The organism is Sulfuricella sp. T08 (assembly GCF_000971475.1).
Lineage (GTDB): Bacteria > Pseudomonadota > Gammaproteobacteria > Burkholderiales > Sulfuricellaceae > Sulfuricella.
The window spans coordinates 1-15,535 of the sequence record NZ_DF967551.1 but is presented as its reverse complement, the minus strand read 5'-3'; the positions used below and the strand labels follow the sequence as shown (position 1 = coordinate 15,535).

The following is a 15,535-nucleotide window of genomic DNA, read 5'->3' as shown; positions in this document are numbered from 1 at the left end:
CGATCACGGTCGCGCTGATTCAGCCGATCGCGATGGAAGAAGGTCTGCGCTTCGCGATTCGCGAAGGTGGTCGTACCGTGGGTGCTGGTGTTGTGGCTAAGGTTATTGAGTAAGAATCGGTGAGGGTTTAGAGGTGAGGCGTGAGAAGCTGGTTTTCCGCCTCATCCTCTCCTCACAAAAAATTAGGCCAGTAGCTCAATTGGCAGAGTATCGGTCTCCAAAACCGAGGGTTGGGGGTTCGAGGCCCTCCTGGCCTGCCAAATAGATGGTGTGGAAAAGCGAACGGGCGATAGCCATAATAAATTGATCGGGCGACCGGCATATGTGCCGGTCGCTGTTTGCATTTCCGAAAAAGAAACCTTATGACAGATAAAATCAAGTTGGGCTTGGCTGTTTTGCTGCTTGCAGCTGGAATTGCCGGCTTCTACCTGTTGTCCGAGCATGCTTTGGTGTTGCGTGTGTTGGCTGTACTGGCGGGCGTGGGCATGGCAATTTTCGTGGCACGGTTTACTAGCCCTGGCCAGCAGTTTTTCGCTTTCGGCAAGGATGCGTGGGTAGAAACCAAGAAAGTTGTGTGGCCGACCCGCAAGGAAACCTTTCAGACCACCGGCGTCGTGTTTCTGCTCGTGGTGGTGATCGCCATTTTCCTGTGGATTGTGGATGCCAGCCTGATGTGGGCGGTCAAATTATTGATGGGCCAGGGGGATTGATGGCAATGCGATGGTACGTAGTGCACGCCTATTCGGGCTACGAGAAGAGTGTACAGCGAGCCCTGCAGGAGCGCATTGAGCGCGCAGGCATGCAGGACAAGTTCGGTCAGATTCTCGTGCCGGTCGAAGAAGTGGTCGAGATGAAAAGCGGCCAGAAGAGCATCAGTGAGCGCAAATTCTTTCCGGGCTATGTGCTGGTGCAGATGGAAATGGACGATGAGAGCTGGCACCTGGTAAAAAATACCGCCAAGGTGACCGGTTTTGTCGGCGGTTCCGCGCAGAAACCCACGCCAATCAGTGAAAAGGAAGTTGCCGCGCTGATGCAGCAGATCCAGGATGGCGTGGAAAAACCCAGGCCCAAGGTGCTGTTCGAGGTGGGCGAGGCGGTACGAGTCAAGGAAGGGCCGTTCACCGATTTCAATGGCATGGTGGAAGAAGTCAATTACGACAAGAGCAAGTTGCGCGTGTCGGTACTGATTTTTGGTCGTTCCACTCCGGTGGAACTGGAGTTCAGTCAGGTCGAGAAAGCCTGATCTAAAGATTTTTTAACTGGGGAGCTCGGTACAGCGGTTTGTATAGAGCGTTTGCACCCATTTTAGAGGAGTTGTAAAAGTGGCAAAGAAGATCATAGGTTACATCAAGCTGCAGGTGCCTGCAGGCAAAGCCAACCCCAGCCCACCTATCGGTCCAGCACTGGGTCAGCGCGGCCTGAATATCATGGAGTTCTGCAAGGCGTTCAATGCCCAGACCCAGGGTCTGGAAGTGGGCCTGCCGATCCCGGTGGTGATTACCGCCTACGCGGACAAGAGCTTCACCTTCATCATGAAGACGCCTCCCGCTACCGTGCTGATCAAAAAAGCCTCCGGCGTGCAAAAAGGCAGCCCGCGTCCGCATACCGACAAGGTGGGCAAGCTGACGCGCGCTCAGGCAGAAGACATCGCCAAAGCGAAGATGCCGGATCTGACTGCTTCCGACATGGATGCGGCAGTACGCACGATCGCTGGCAGCGCCCGCAGCATGGGCATTGAAGTGGAGGGCGTATAACATGGCACATATTTCCAAACGCACCAAGGCAATTACGGCCAAAGTCGATTGCACCAAATCTTATGCGCTGGCTGAAGCGCTGACGCTGGTCAAGCAAACTGCGACCGCCAAATTTGACGAGTCCATCGATGTGGCCGTGAATCTCGGTATTGATGCACGTAAATCCGACCAGCTGGTGCGCGGCTCCGTCGTGTTGCCACGCGGTACCGGCAAAACAGTACGTATCGCCGTTTTCGCCCAGGGCGACAATGCGACCAAGGCCAAGGAAGCGGGTGCCGATATCGTCGGTTTCGAAGATCTGGCAGCTGAAATCAAAGCCGGCAAGATGGATTTCGATGTGGTCATTGCTACTCCTGATGCCATGCGCATCGTCGGTCAGTTGGGCCAGATCCTCGGTCCGCGTGGGTTGATGCCTAACCCCAAGGTCGGTACGGTAAGCCCTAACGTAGCTGAAGCGGTGAAAAACGCCAGGGCCGGTCAGGTTCAGTACCGCACCGACAAGGGCGGTATCGTGCAATGCACCATCGGTCGTGCTTCCTTCGGCGAAGACGCACTCAAAGAAAACCTGCTGGCTCTGGTGGATGCTTTGAACAAGGCTAAGCCTGCTGCCTCCAAAGGTGTGTATCTGAAAAAAATGGCGGTTTCCAGCACCATGGGTGTTGGCGTCAGGGTGGATCAAAGCACTCTGGCTGCATAACGAACTTTGGGTCTGCCGGGGGAAGCTCCGACAGGCCGTCAAAGACCGTAGATATCCTGAGGATTTAATGGTCTGACCGCGAGGTTAAGGTCGTCTACGCAGATGGCGTGCCCAGACAGGTTTTGAAATTTATTGCCGGCGTTCTGATTTGCTGGCGTCAGTTTCTCCTGAATGAAGGTCGCCGTGGGTAAGTCCAGGGTATCGGGCGGGAAACCAACCCGGTTCCAGGGCTAATTTTAACGGAAGGAGGGAAGACCTTGAGTCTGAATCTTGAAGAGAAAAAAGCAGTTGTAGCTGAAGTGAGCGCGCAACTGGCAAGTGCTCAGACCATCGTAGTTGCTGAGTATCGCGGCATGGAAGTGAAAGACATGACCAAGCTGCGTGCCAAGGCTCGCGAAGCCGGCGTTTTCCTGCGCGTGTTGAAAAACACCCTGGTGCGTCGTGCTGTTGCGGAAACTCCGTTTGCGGGATTGTCCGACCATCTGGTCGGGCCACTTGCTTATGGTATTTCCAGCGACCCTGTTGCGGCAGCTAAAGTGCTGCATGAGTTTGCCAAAGGCAATGATAAGTTCGTGATCAAAGCCGGTGCCATGGCTAATTTTGTGATGTCCTCCAAGGATGTTGCAAACCTGGCCACCATGCCGAGTCGCGACGAATTGCTGTCCAAACTCATGGGTACGATGCAGGCGCCAGTCGCAACGTTCGTGCGCACGCTCAACGAAGTGCCAACCAAGTTCGTACGCGGACTTGCTGCTGTGCGCGACCAAAAGCAGGCTGCATAAACAGCTACAACCAAATCTTAAATCCAGTTTCAAATTATTTATTCAGGAGTTGTTAAATCATGGCTATTTCCAAAGCTGAAATTCTCGACGCAATCGCTGGCATGACCGTTCTCGAACTGTCCGAAATGATCAAGGACATGGAAGAGAAGTTCGGCGTTTCTGCTGCTGCTGCCGCTGTTGCCGTTGCCGCTCCGGCGGGTGCTGCCGCTGCTGTTGAAGAAAAAACCGAGTTTGATGTCATTCTGACCGGCGCTGGTGAGAACAAAGTGAACACCATCAAAGTGGTTCGCACCATCACCGGCCTGGGCCTGAAAGAAGCCAAAGACTTGGTGGACGGCGCTCCCAAGGCTGTCAAGGAAGGCGTTTCCAAGGCTGATGCCGATGCTGTTGCCAAGCAGTTGATCGAAGCTGGCGCGACCTGCGAAGTCAAGTAAGCACTGCTGTACCGAGATCAGGCTGGCGGGAAACCGCCAGCCTTTTCCCGCTTTTAGAAGCCGGCAGATAGCAGACCGCCGTTCGCAGTCTTCTACCTTCCGTCCTCTGATGCGGAAACATTCATGGAGATACTATGAGCTACTCTTTTACTGAGAAAAGACGTATCCGCAAAAGCTTTGCCAAGCGAGCCAGCGTGCTGGAAGTGCCTTTTCTGCTGGCCACCCAGCTGGACTCCTACGCGGCTTTTCTGCAAGCTGAAGTCAAGCCCGAAGCTCGCAAGAGCGAAGGCCTGCAGGCTGCATTCAGCTCGATTTTCCCGATCGAGAGCCATTCCAAAAATGCCCGTCTGGATTTCGTTAGCTATAAACTTGGCGAGCCGCCGTTTGACGTGGTGGAATGCCAGCAGCGCGGATTGACCTTCGCGGCCCCGCTGCGCGTTAAAGTGCGCCTGACCATCATGGATCGGGAAGCCTCCAAGCCGACGGTAAAGGAAGTCAAGGAGCAGGAAGTTTACATGGGCGAGATTCCGCTCATGACCCGCTCTGGCTCGTTCGTGATCAACGGCACTGAGCGTGTAATTGTGTCCCAGTTGCATCGTTCTCCCGGTGTGTTCTTCGAGCACGACCGTGGCAAGACACACTCTTCCGGCAAGCTGTTGTTCTCAGCACGTGTGATCCCCTACCGTGGTTCATGGCTGGATTTCGAATTCGATCCGAAGGATTACCTCTACTTCCGTATTGACCGCCGCCGCAAGATGCCGGTGACGATCCTGCTGAAGGCCTTGGGTTACCAGCCTGAGCAGATCCTTGCACAATTTTTTGTCAATGACACTTTCCATCTGGCCAAAAAAGGTGTGCAGTTCGAGTTGGTCCCGGAGCGTCTGCGTGGTGAAGTCGCCAAGTTCGATGTCGCTGGGAAAGATGGCACCATTATTGTGCCCAAGGACAAGCGGATCACCGTCAAGCATATCCGTGAAATGGAGAAAGCTGGCATCAAGAAAGTGACTGTGCCGGATGATTTCCTGATGGGCCGTGTGCTAGCCCACGCCATTGTTGACAAGGAAAGCGGCGAGATTATTGCCAACGCCAACGACGAGATCACCGAAGAGCTGTTGGAAAAATTGCAGGCCGCAAGCATTGCCAAGATCAGCACTCTTTATACTAACGACTTGGATCAGGGGCCCTACATTTCGCAGACCCTGCGCATTGATGAGACTCTGGATCAAACTGCTGCCCGCGTCGCCATCTATCGCATGATGCGACCTGGCGAGCCCCCCACCGAGGATTCGGTGGAGGCGTTGTTCAATGGCCTGTTCTTCAGCGAGGAGCGCTACGACCTATCTGCCGTCGGTCGTATGAAGTTCAATCGCCGCGTCGGCCGCGAGGCTTTGACCGGCAACATGATCCTGGATAATGACGACATTGTTTCGGTGATCAAGATTCTGGTTGAACTCAAGAACGGTCGCGGTGAGATCGATGATATCGACCACCTCGGCAATCGTCGGGTGCGTTCGGTTGGCGAACTGGCAGAAAACCAGTTCCGTGCCGGACTGGTCCGCGTCGAGCGCGCCGTCAAAGAGCGTCTGTCCCAGGCCGAGTCTGAGAATCTGATGCCGCATGACCTGATCAACGCCAAGCCTGTGTCTGGCGCGATCAAGGAGTTTTTCGGTTCGTCCCAGTTGTCGCAGTTTATGGACCAGACCAACCCATTGTCCGAGATTACCCACAAGCGCCGCGTCTCAGCTTTGGGTCCGGGCGGTTTGACTCGTGAGCGCGCCGGCTTCGAGGTGCGTGACGTGCATCCCACCCATTATGGCCGGGTATGCCCGATTGAAACGCCGGAAGGCCCGAACATTGGTCTGATCAACTCCTTGGCGCTGTTCGCACGCACCAATGAATACGGCTTTCTGGAAACACCCTATCGCAAGGTGGTGGACGGCAAGGTCAGCGACCAGATTGATTATCTGTCGGCGATCGAAGAAGGCAAGTATGTGATTGCCCAGGCCAATGCCGACCTCGACAAGAATGGCAAATTCAAGCAGGACCTGGTGTCCTGCCGTCATCATAATGAATTTGCCCTGTCCACTCCGGACAAGGTGCAATACATGGACGTGGCCCCGTCGCAGATCGTCTCCGTGGCGGCCTCGCTGATCCCGTTCCTTGAGCACGATGACGCCAACCGCGCATTGATGGGTTCCAACATGCAACGTCAGGCGGTTCCCTGTCTGCGTGCCGAGAAGTCGCTGGTGGGTACCGGTATCGAGCGCACGGTGGCGGTGGATTCCGGTACTACGGTACAGGCACGCCGTGGCGGTGTGGTCGATCATGTCGACGCCGGCCGCATCGTGGTGCGGGTGCATGACGATGAGGCACTCGCTGGCGAAGTCGGTGTGGATATCTACAACCTGATCAAGTACACCCGTTCCAACCAGAACACCAACATCAACCAGCGTCCGCTGGTCAAGGTCGGCGACATCATCGCTGCCGGCGACGTGATCGCCGACGGTGCTTCCACCGACATGGGCGAACTGGCGTTGGGCCAGAACATGCTTGTGGCGTTCATGCCGTGGAACGGCTACAACTTCGAGGATTCGATCCTGATCTCCGAGCGCGTGGTCGCGGATGACCGCTACACCTCGATCCATATCGAAGAACTTTCCGTTGTCGCACGCGACACCAAGCTTGGACCGGAAGAGATAACCCGTGACATTTCCAACCTGTCCGAGCGCATGCTCGGTCGTCTCGACGAGTCCGGCATCTGCTATATCGGCGCCGAGGTAGAGGCGGGCGACGTGCTGGTGGGCAAGGTTACGCCCAAAGGCGAAACCCAACTCACGCCGGAAGAGAAACTGCTGCGTGCTATTTTTGGCGAGAAGGCATCCGATGTGAAGGACACTTCGCTGCGCGTGCCGTCCGGCATGTCCGGCACGGTGATCGACGTGCAAGTGTTCACTCGCGAGGGAATCGAGCGTGACGTACGTGCCCAGCAGATCATCGATGATGAACTCAAGGGCTTCAAGAAGGATTTGGCTGACCAGATGCGCATCGTCGAGAACGATGCCTTCGGCCGGATTGAACGCCTTCTAGTCGGCAAGACCGCCAACGGTGGGCCGAAAAAACTGGCCAAGGGTACCAAGATCACTAAAGCCTATTTGACTGAGGTCGAGCGCCATTCGTGGTTCGATGTGCGTCTTGCCGGTGAGGATGAAGCACGCCAACTGGAACAGCTGAAGGAAAGTCTGGCGCAGAAACGTGTTGATTTCGATGCGATGTACGAAGAGAAAAAGAAAAAACTAACCAGTGGCGACGAACTGCCGCCAGGCGTACAGAAGATGGTCAAGGTATACGTCGCGGTGAAGCGCCGCCTGCAGCCAGGCGACAAGATGGCTGGTCGCCACGGCAACAAGGGTGTTATATCCAAGATTGTTCCGATCGAGGACATGCCCTATACCGCCGACGGTACCCCGATGGACATCGTGCTCAACCCGCTGGGCGTACCTTCGCGTATGAACGTGGGGCAGATCCTGGAAGTTCACCTGGGATGGGCTGCCAAAGGCCTGGGTATCAAGATTGGCGATATGCTCAGGGCGCAGGCCAAGATTCAGGATATGCGCAAGTTCCTCGGGAAAATCTACAACACCAGTGGCAAGACCGAGGACATCGCTTCACTGACTGACGAGGAAGTGCTGACCTTGGCACATAACCTGCAGGGCGGCGTGCCGTTCGCAACGCCAGTGTTCGACGGCGCAACCGAAGAAGAAATCAAGGACATGCTGGAACTGGCGGGCTTGCCCCGATCCGGCCAGATATTCCTGAGCGATGGACGCACCGGTGAAACCTTTGAACGTCCGACCACGGTGGGTTACATGCACGTGCTCAAACTGCACCATCTGGTGGACGACAAGATGCACGCACGTTCCACCGGGCCTTACAGTCTGGTCACGCAGCAGCCTCTGGGCGGTAAAGCACAGTTCGGTGGCCAGCGTTTCGGCGAGATGGAAGTGTGGGCGCTCGAAGCTTATGGCGCCGCGTACATCCTGCAAGAGATGCTGACTGTGAAGTCGGACGATGTCAGCGGACGTACCAAGATTTACGAGAATATCGTCAAGGGCGAACACAAGATCGATGCTGGCATGCCGGAATCCTTCAACGTGCTGGTCAAGGAAATTCGCTCGCTGGCCATTGATATCGATTTGGAACGTTATTGATTTGGTGAGAGGTGAGGGGTAAGCGTAATACCACGCCATTACTCCTCACGCCTCACCCCTCACGCCTCACGGAGGTTACATGAAAGCACTGCTCGATTTATTTAAACAGGTTACCCAGGAAGAAGAGTTCGAAGCGATCAAGATCGCTCTGGCTTCTCCGGAGAAAATCCGTTCCTGGTCCTACGGTGAAGTAAAGAAGCCGGAGACCATCAACTATCGCACCTTCAAGCCTGAGCGCGATGGCTTGTTCTGCGCCAAAATTTTCGGACCGATCAAGGACTATGAATGTCTTTGCGGCAAGTACAAGCGTCTCAAACATCGCGGTGTGATCTGCGAGAAGTGCGGCGTTGAAGTAACCCAGTCCAAAGTTCGCCGTGAGCGCATGGCCCACATCGAGCTGGCTTCCCCGGTTGCCCATATCTGGTTCCTCAAGTCGCTGCCCTCGCGGCTCGGCATGGTGCTGGACGTGCCACTGCGCGACATCGAGCGGGTGCTGTACTTCGAAGCTTACGTAGTGACCAATCCGGGCATGACGCCGCTTAATCGCGCCCAATTGCTGACCGAGGACGACTACCTGACCAAGGTTGAAGAATTCGGCGACGAATTCCACGCCTGTATGGGTGCGGAAGGTGTGCGCGAACTGTTGCGTACCCTTAACATCGAGGTTGAAGTCGAAAAACTCCGCAAGGATTTGTCGGAAACCGGTTCCGAAACCAAGATCAAGAAACTCGCCAAGCGCCTCAAGGTGCTGGAGGCGTTCCAGAAATCCGGCATCAAGCCGGAGTGGATGATCCTGGAAGTGTTGCCGGTGCTGCCGCCGGAACTGCGCCCGCTGGTGCCGCTGGATGGTGGCCGCTTCGCGACCTCCGACCTGAACGATTTGTACCGTCGCGTGATCAACCGCAACAACCGTCTGAAGCGTTTGCTGGAGCTGAAAGCACCGGAAATTATCGTTCGCAACGAGAAGCGGATGCTGCAGGAGTCCGTGGATTCCCTGCTCGACAACGGTCGTCGTGGCAAGGCCATGACCGGTGCCAACAAGCGGCCGCTGAAGTCGCTCGCCGACATGATCAAGGGCAAGGGTGGCCGCTTCCGTCAAAACCTGCTGGGCAAGCGCGTCGACTACTCCGGTCGTTCCGTGATTGTGGTGGGTCCGCAGCTGAAATTGCATCAGTGCGGCCTGCCAAAGAAAATGGCTCTGGAATTGTTCAAGCCCTTCATTTTCCACAAACTGGAAGTGCTCGGCCTGGCTACGACCATCAAAGCAGCCAAGCGCATGGTGGAAGACGAGATTCCGGAAGTCTGGGACATTCTTGAAGACGTGATCCGTGAGCATCCGGTGATGCTGAACCGTGCGCCGACTCTGCATCGTCTCGGCATTCAGGCTTTCGAGCCGGTGCTGATCGAGGGCAAAGCAATTCAGTTGCATCCGCTGGTTTGCGCGGCCTTCAACGCCGACTTCGACGGCGACCAGATGGCCGTCCACGTGCCACTGTCGCTGGAAGCGCAGATCGAGGCGCGCACCTTGATGCTGGCCTCGAATAACGTGTTGTCGCCCGCCAACGGTGAGCCGATCATCGTTCCGTCGCAGGATATCGTGCTGGGTCTGTATTACATGACCCGAGAAAAGATCAATGCCAAAGGCGAAGGTATGCTGTTCGGCACGATCAGCGAGATCTCGCGTGCTTATGAGTCGCGCCAGGTCGAATTGCATGCCAAGGTTACTGCGCGCATCAAGGAATACGAGCTGGATGAGGAAGGTAACAAGCACGAAAAAATCACGCGTTACGAGACCACGGTCGGCCGGGCTTTGTTGTCCGAGATTCTGCCTGTCGGATTGCCGTTCCCTCTGATCAACAAGGCGCTGAAGAAGAAGGAAATCTCCAAGCTGATAAACGCCAGTTTCCGCCGCTGCGGCCTGCGCGAAACCGTGATTTTCGCCGACAAACTGATGTATACGGGTTTCGCTTACGCGGCTCGCGCAGGCATTTCGATCTGTGTCGATGACATGCTGGTCCCGACAGAGAAGGAACAACTGATCGGAGCTTCCGAGAAAGAGGTCAAGGAAATCGAGGCGCAGTACACCTCCGGACTAGTTACTCAGGGTGAGCGCTACAACAAGGTAGTGGATATCTGGGGCCGTTGCGGCGACCAGGTGGCCAAGGCCATGATGAACCATCTTGGCACCGAGCCGGTAGTCGACCGGGATGGCAAGACGGTCACCCAGGAGTCGTTCAACTCGATTTACATGATGGCCGATTCCGGCGCCCGTGGCTCCGCGGCGCAGATTCGTCAGTTGGCCGGCATGCGGGGTCTGATGGCCAAGCCTGACGGCTCGATCATCGAGACCCCGATTACTGCAAACTTCCGCGAAGGTCTGAATGTTCTGCAGTACTTCATCTCTACTCACGGCGCACGTAAAGGTTTGGCTGACACTGCGCTGAAGACTGCGAACTCCGGTTACCTCACCCGCCGTCTGGTGGACGTGACCCAGGATCTGGTGGTCACCGAGAACGATTGCGGCACTGCCGAAGGCATGGCGCTGAAGGCGCTGGTTGAAGGTGGCGAAGTGGTCGAGCCGTTGCGTGAGCGTATCCTCGGACGCACCACTGCGGTGGATGTGGTTAATCCGGAGACCAGCGAGACCGTTTACGAGGCCGGCACATTGCTGGACGAAGATGCGGTGGAAGCGATCGAGCAACTGGGCATCGACGAAGTCAAAGTGCGTACCCCGCTGACCTGCGAAACCCGCTACGGTTTGTGTGCCAAGTGCTACGGTCGCGATCTTGGTCGTGGCTATGAGGTGAACGTGGGCGAGGCGGTCGGCGTGATTGCGGCGCAGTCCATCGGCGAACCGGGTACACAGCTGACCATGCGTACTTTCCACATCGGCGGTGCGGCATCTCGTGCGGCGGCAACAAGTCAGGTCGAAATCAAATCCAACGGCGTAGCGCGCTTTGCCTCCGGCATGCGCTACGTGACCAACGCCAAGAACGAACAGATCGTGATTTCGCGTAGTGGCGAAGTGATCATCACTGACGACAACGGTCGCGAGCGCGAGCGTCAGAAAATTCCTTACGGCTCTACCTTGCTGGCCTCGGATGGCTCCGTCGCCAAGGCCGGCCAGGTGCTGGCGACCTGGGATCCGCATACTCGTCCGATCATTACCGAATATGCGGGCACTGCACGCTTCGACAACGTTGAAGAAGGCGTTACCGTAGCCAAGCAGCTCGACGACGTGACGGGTTTGTCCTCTCTGGTAGTTATCGATCCCAAGCGGCGCGGCACGACCCAGTTCAAGGGTTTGCGCCCGCAGGTCAAGCTGCTTGATGAAAACGGCCAGGAAATCAAGATCGCCGGTACCGATTTGCCGGTCAACATCACCTTCCAGCTGGGCTCGATCATTACGGTGAAGGATGGTCAGCAGGTCAGCGTCGGCGACGTGCTGGCGCGGATTCCGCAGGAAACCTCCAAGACCCGTGATATTACCGGGGGTCTGCCGCGCGTGGCCGAACTGTTCGAGGCGCGTTCTCCGAAGGATGCCGGCTTGCTGGCCGAAGTCACTGGTATCGTGTCGTTCGGCAAGGACACCAAGGGCAAGCAGCGCCTGGTGATTACCGATCTGGATGGCGTTGCCCACGAATACCTGATTACGAAGGACAAGCACGTCACTGCTCACGACGGTCAGGTGGTCAACAAGGGCGAAAACATCGTCGACGGCCCGGCTGATCCGCATGACATCCTGCGCTTGAGGGGTGTCGAGGCGCTGGCACGCTACATTACCGATGAAGTTCAGGACGTGTACCGCCTCCAGGGTGTGAAGATCAACGACAAGCACATCGAAGTGATCGTGCGCCAGATGCTGCGCCGTGTGACCGTGGTGGACCCAGGTGAGACCCGCTTCATCCAGGGCGAGCAGGTTGAGCGAGCTGACGTGTTGGCGGAGAACGAAAAAATGGTGGTTGAGGGGAAGGAGCCGGCTGTTTACGAGTACATGTTGCTGGGCATCACCAAGGCGTCGCTGTCTACTGATTCGTTCATCTCCGCCGCTTCCTTCCAGGAAACGACGCGTGTGCTGACTGAAGCGGCGATCATGGGCAAACGGGATGAGCTGCGTGGCCTGAAGGAGAATGTTATCGTTGGCCGCCTGATTCCAGCGGGTACCGGTTTGGCTTTCCACACTGCTCGCCGCCGACAGAAGTCGGGTGAAGGTTTGGTGATAGGTGCAGAGTTGATCGAAGAATCTCCATCTGAACCGGAAGGCAGCGAGCTTTCGGCCTGAGGAATCCCCCCGTGCGGTGAAATAACCGCACGGTGAGCTTGACATTTGGTCAGGGAGAAAATAGAATCGTCAGTCTTTTTAGCAGTGGCTAAATTCCTGCGCCGGATTTCTTAAAGAGCGCTGTGCATATATTTGGGACGGCAACGGTTGCCGTCCCCGTTATTTTTTTAGGAATGGATTATCAATGCCAACGATTAACCAGTTAGTGCGTAAGCCGCGCGAGCCCAAGCCTGCCAAGAGCAAAGTGCCTGCGCTGGAAAGCAGCCCGCAAAAGCGCGGCGTGTGTACCCGCGTCTATACCACGACGCCAAAAAAACCGAACTCGGCGTTGCGTAAAGTCGCCCGTGTCCGTCTCACCAACGGCTTCGAGGTGTCCAGCTACATCGGCGGTGAAGGCCATAACCTGCAGGAGCACTCGGTGGTGCTGATCCGCGGCGGTCGTGTCAAGGACTTGCCTGGTGTTCGTTACCATACCGTGCGCGGCAGCCTGGATACCGCTGGCGTGAAAGATCGTAAACAGAGTCGCTCCAAGTACGGCACCAAGCGCCCGAAGGCGGCTTAAACTAATTTAAAGATTGACCCGAGGTAATTATGCCAAGACGTAGAGAAGTTCCCAAGCGTGAAGTCCTGCCTGATCCGAAATTCGGTAGTGCAGAAATTTCCAAGTTCGTAAATGTGCTGATGACGGCAGGTAAAAAGGCCGTTGCCGAGCGGATTATTTACGGCGCTTTGGAGCAGATTGAGAAGAAAAGCGGCAAAAACCCGCTTGAGGTGTTTACTCAAGCTCTGGGGAATGTGCGTCCTTCCGTCGAAGTGAAGAGCCGTCGGGTTGGTGGTGCCAATTACCAGGTGCCGGTTGAAGTTCGTCCGGTTCGCCGCACTGCGCTGGCGATGCGCTGGATCAAGGATGCAGCACGCAAGCGTGGCGAGAAGTCGATGGGCTTCCGCCTGGCTGGCGAATTGCTGGACGCCGCTGAAGGCCGCGGTTCCGCAATGAAAAAGCGTGATGAAATTCACCGTATGGCCGAAGCCAACAAGGCATTCGCACATTACAGGTTCTAAATTTAGCTACAGAGAACACGGAGATTGCGGGGCTCAGGCTGACCGCTTTCTTTTTTGTTCTTTGTGAACTTTGTGGTTGAAGGTTTTAGTAAAGGTTTTAACTGTGGCACGCAAAACACCCATTGAACGATATCGCAACATCGGCATTAGCGCGCATATTGACGCCGGCAAGACCACCGCAACCGAGCGTGTGCTGTTTTACACCGGAGTATCGCACAAGATCGGTGAAGTCCATGACGGCGCCGCCACCATGGACTGGATGGAGCAGGAGCAGGAGCGCGGAATCACCATTACTTCCGCAGCGACGACCTGTTTCTGGAAGGGTATGGATAATAACTACCCCGAGCATCGCATCAATATCATCGACACCCCGGGCCACGTTGACTTCACTATTGAAGTTGAGCGTTCGATGCGTGTGCTGGACGGCGCCTGCATGGTGTATTGCGCGGTGGGTGGTGTGCAGCCTCAGTCTGAAACCGTGTGGCGTCAGGCCAACAAGTACGGCGTGCCGCGTCTGGCCTTCGTTAACAAGATGGACCGTTCCGGCGCCAACTTTTTCAAGGTTTACGACCAGATGAAGAGCCGTCTGAAAGCCAACCCGGTGCCGTTGCAGGTGCCAATCGGGGCGGAAGACAAATTCGAAGGTGTAGTCGATCTGGTTCGCATGAAGGCGATTTACTGGGATGAGGCTTCCCAGGGCATGAAATTCGACCTGCGCGATATTCCGGCCGACCTGCTGGCGGTTGCTACAGAATGGCGTGAGAAGATGGTGGAGAGCGCTGCCGAGGCGTCTGAAGAGTTGATGAACAAATACCTCGAAGAGGGTGATTTGTCGGAAGCTGAAATCAAGCGCGGCCTGCGTCAACGTACTATTGGTGGTGAAATCGTTCCGATGTTGTGTGGATCCGCATTCAAGAACAAGGGCGTGCAGGCGATGCTGGATGCCGTGATTGACTACATGCCGGCACCGACTGATATCAAGCCGGTGCAAGGCGAACTGGAAAATGGCGAGATCGGCAGCCGCAAGGCGAGCGACGATGAGCCGTTTGCTGGTCTGGCGTTCAAGATCATGACCGATCCTTTTGTCGGTCAGCTGATTTTCTTCCGCGTCTATTCCGGCATGGTAAAGACCGGCGATACCATCTACAACCCGATCAAGGGGAAGAAAGAGCGCATCGGCCGGATTCTGCAGATGCACGCCAATCAGCGCGAAGAGCTGAAGGAAGTGTACGCCGGTGATATCGCCGCTGCAGTGGGTCTGAAGGAAGCGACCACGGGCGATACGCTGTGTGACCTGAATAAAACGATCATTCTTGAGCGCATGATATTCCCTGAGCCGGTGATTCACGTTGCCGTAGAGCCCAAGACCAAGGTGGACCAGGAAAAAATGGGCTTGGCTCTTAATCGCTTGGCGCAGGAAGATCCATCGTTTCGTGTGCGTACTGACGAGGAAACCAATCAAACCATTATTTCCGGCATGGGCGAACTGCATCTGGAAATTCTGGTTGACCGTATGCGCCGCGAATTCGGCGTCGAGGCTAACGTGGGTGCGCCGCAAGTGGCCTACCGCGAGGCAATCAGGAAAGAAGTCGAAGTCGAAGGCAAGTTCGTCAAGCAGTCCGGTGGTCGCGGCCAGTATGGCCATGTCTGGATCAAGATGGGCCCGAACGAGGCCGGTAAAGGCTTTGAATTCATTGATGCCGTCAAGGGCGGTACTGTGCCGCGCGAATACATTCCTGCGGTAGAAAAAGGTTTACGCGAAACATTGCCGAACGGTGTTCTCGCCGGATTCCCGGTGGTGGACGTCAAAGTGACATTGTTCGATGGTTCCTACCATGACGTCGATTCCAACGAAAACGCATTCAAAATGGCGGCTTCGATGGCGTTCAAGGACGGAATGCGCAAAGCCAGTCCGGTTCTGCTTGAGCCGATGATGGCAGTGGAAGTCGAGATGCCGGAAGAGAAAATGGGCGACGTGATGGGTGATCTGTCCTCTCGTCGTGGCATGATCCAGGGCATGGATGACATGGCCGGTGGCGGGAAATCCATCAAGGCCGAAGTGCCTTTGGCTGAAATGTTCGGCTACTCCACCACGCTGCGCTCACTGACCCAGGGTCGTGCAACGTACACAATGGAATTCAAGCATTATGCAGAGGCGCCAAAAAATGTCGCTGAAGCAATTATTAACAAGAAATAATCGTTCTTTAAGATAGAGGGAAGTCATCATGGCAAAAGGCAAATTTGAGCGGACGAAGCCGCACGTAAACGTAGGCACGATTGGTCACGTGGACCACGGCAAGACGACGCTGACGGCGG

General features: G+C 55.9%; 12 protein-coding genes, 1 tRNA gene and 1 pseudogene. All 14 read left to right on the top strand.

Annotated elements, in window-relative coordinates:
* Positions 1 to 113, top strand: a pseudogene (locus tag SCT_RS16840) (elongation factor Tu); the annotation flags it as partial.
* A gap of 71 nt (positions 114 to 184) precedes the next feature.
* Positions 185 to 260: transfer RNA gene (locus SCT_RS12880), tRNA-Trp, on the top strand.
* Positions 261 to 362: 102 nt separating this feature from the next.
* Positions 363 to 710 carry a preprotein translocase subunit SecE gene (gene secE / locus SCT_RS12875; RefSeq protein ID WP_059423676.1) on the top strand — a complete coding sequence of 116 codons (348 nt, stop codon included), beginning with the start codon at positions 363 to 365 and terminating at the stop codon, positions 708 to 710.
* On the top strand, positions 710 to 1,243 hold the full coding sequence (nusG, locus tag SCT_RS12870; protein ID WP_009206597.1) for a transcription termination/antitermination protein NusG: 534 nt from the start codon (positions 710 to 712) through the stop codon (positions 1,241 to 1,243). The genes secE and nusG overlap by 1 nt, the downstream gene beginning before the upstream one ends.
* Before the next feature lie 79 nt (positions 1,244 to 1,322).
* Positions 1,323 to 1,754 carry a 50S ribosomal protein L11 gene (rplK, locus tag SCT_RS12865; protein ID WP_009206596.1) on the top strand — a complete coding sequence of 144 codons (432 nt, stop codon included), beginning with the start codon at positions 1,323 to 1,325 and terminating at the stop codon, positions 1,752 to 1,754.
* A gap of 1 nt (position 1,755) precedes the next feature.
* Positions 1,756 to 2,451 (top strand): 50S ribosomal protein L1, encoded by a 696-nt coding sequence (gene rplA / locus SCT_RS12860; RefSeq protein WP_059423672.1) that lies wholly within the window; start codon positions 1,756 to 1,758, stop codon positions 2,449 to 2,451.
* Positions 2,452 to 2,708: 257 nt separating this feature from the next.
* On the top strand, positions 2,709 to 3,233 hold the full coding sequence (gene rplJ / locus SCT_RS12855) for a 50S ribosomal protein L10 (protein WP_009206594.1): 525 nt from the start codon (positions 2,709 to 2,711) through the stop codon (positions 3,231 to 3,233).
* Positions 3,234 to 3,292: 59 nt separating this feature from the next.
* Positions 3,293 to 3,667, top strand: coding sequence for a 50S ribosomal protein L7/L12 (gene rplL / locus SCT_RS12850; protein WP_009206593.1), 375 nt, complete (start codon positions 3,293 to 3,295; stop codon positions 3,665 to 3,667).
* A gap of 134 nt (positions 3,668 to 3,801) precedes the next feature.
* Positions 3,802 to 7,875 (top strand): DNA-directed RNA polymerase subunit beta, encoded by a 4,074-nt coding sequence (rpoB, locus tag SCT_RS12845; RefSeq protein WP_059423671.1) that lies wholly within the window; start codon positions 3,802 to 3,804, stop codon positions 7,873 to 7,875.
* Positions 7,876 to 7,954: 79 nt separating this feature from the next.
* Positions 7,955 to 12,157: a DNA-directed RNA polymerase subunit beta' gene (rpoC, locus tag SCT_RS12840; RefSeq protein ID WP_059423670.1), complete on the top strand. Its 4,203-nt coding sequence runs from the start codon at positions 7,955 to 7,957 to the stop codon at positions 12,155 to 12,157.
* A gap of 184 nt (positions 12,158 to 12,341) precedes the next feature.
* Entirely contained in the window at positions 12,342 to 12,719 is a 378-nt protein-coding gene (gene rpsL, locus SCT_RS12835) for a 30S ribosomal protein S12 (RefSeq protein WP_009206590.1), read from the top strand.
* Between the two features lie 29 nt (positions 12,720 to 12,748).
* On the top strand, positions 12,749 to 13,219 hold the full coding sequence (rpsG, locus tag SCT_RS12830) for a 30S ribosomal protein S7 (RefSeq protein ID WP_009206589.1): 471 nt from the start codon (positions 12,749 to 12,751) through the stop codon (positions 13,217 to 13,219).
* 103 nt (positions 13,220 to 13,322) lie between these two features.
* Positions 13,323 to 15,416 (top strand): elongation factor G, encoded by a 2,094-nt coding sequence (gene fusA, locus SCT_RS12825; protein ID WP_059423679.1) that lies wholly within the window; start codon positions 13,323 to 13,325, stop codon positions 15,414 to 15,416.
* Between the two features lie 28 nt (positions 15,417 to 15,444).
* Positions 15,445 to 15,535: GTP-binding protein (locus SCT_RS12820; RefSeq protein WP_032978997.1), on the top strand; the 91-nt coding region annotated here is incomplete at its 3' end.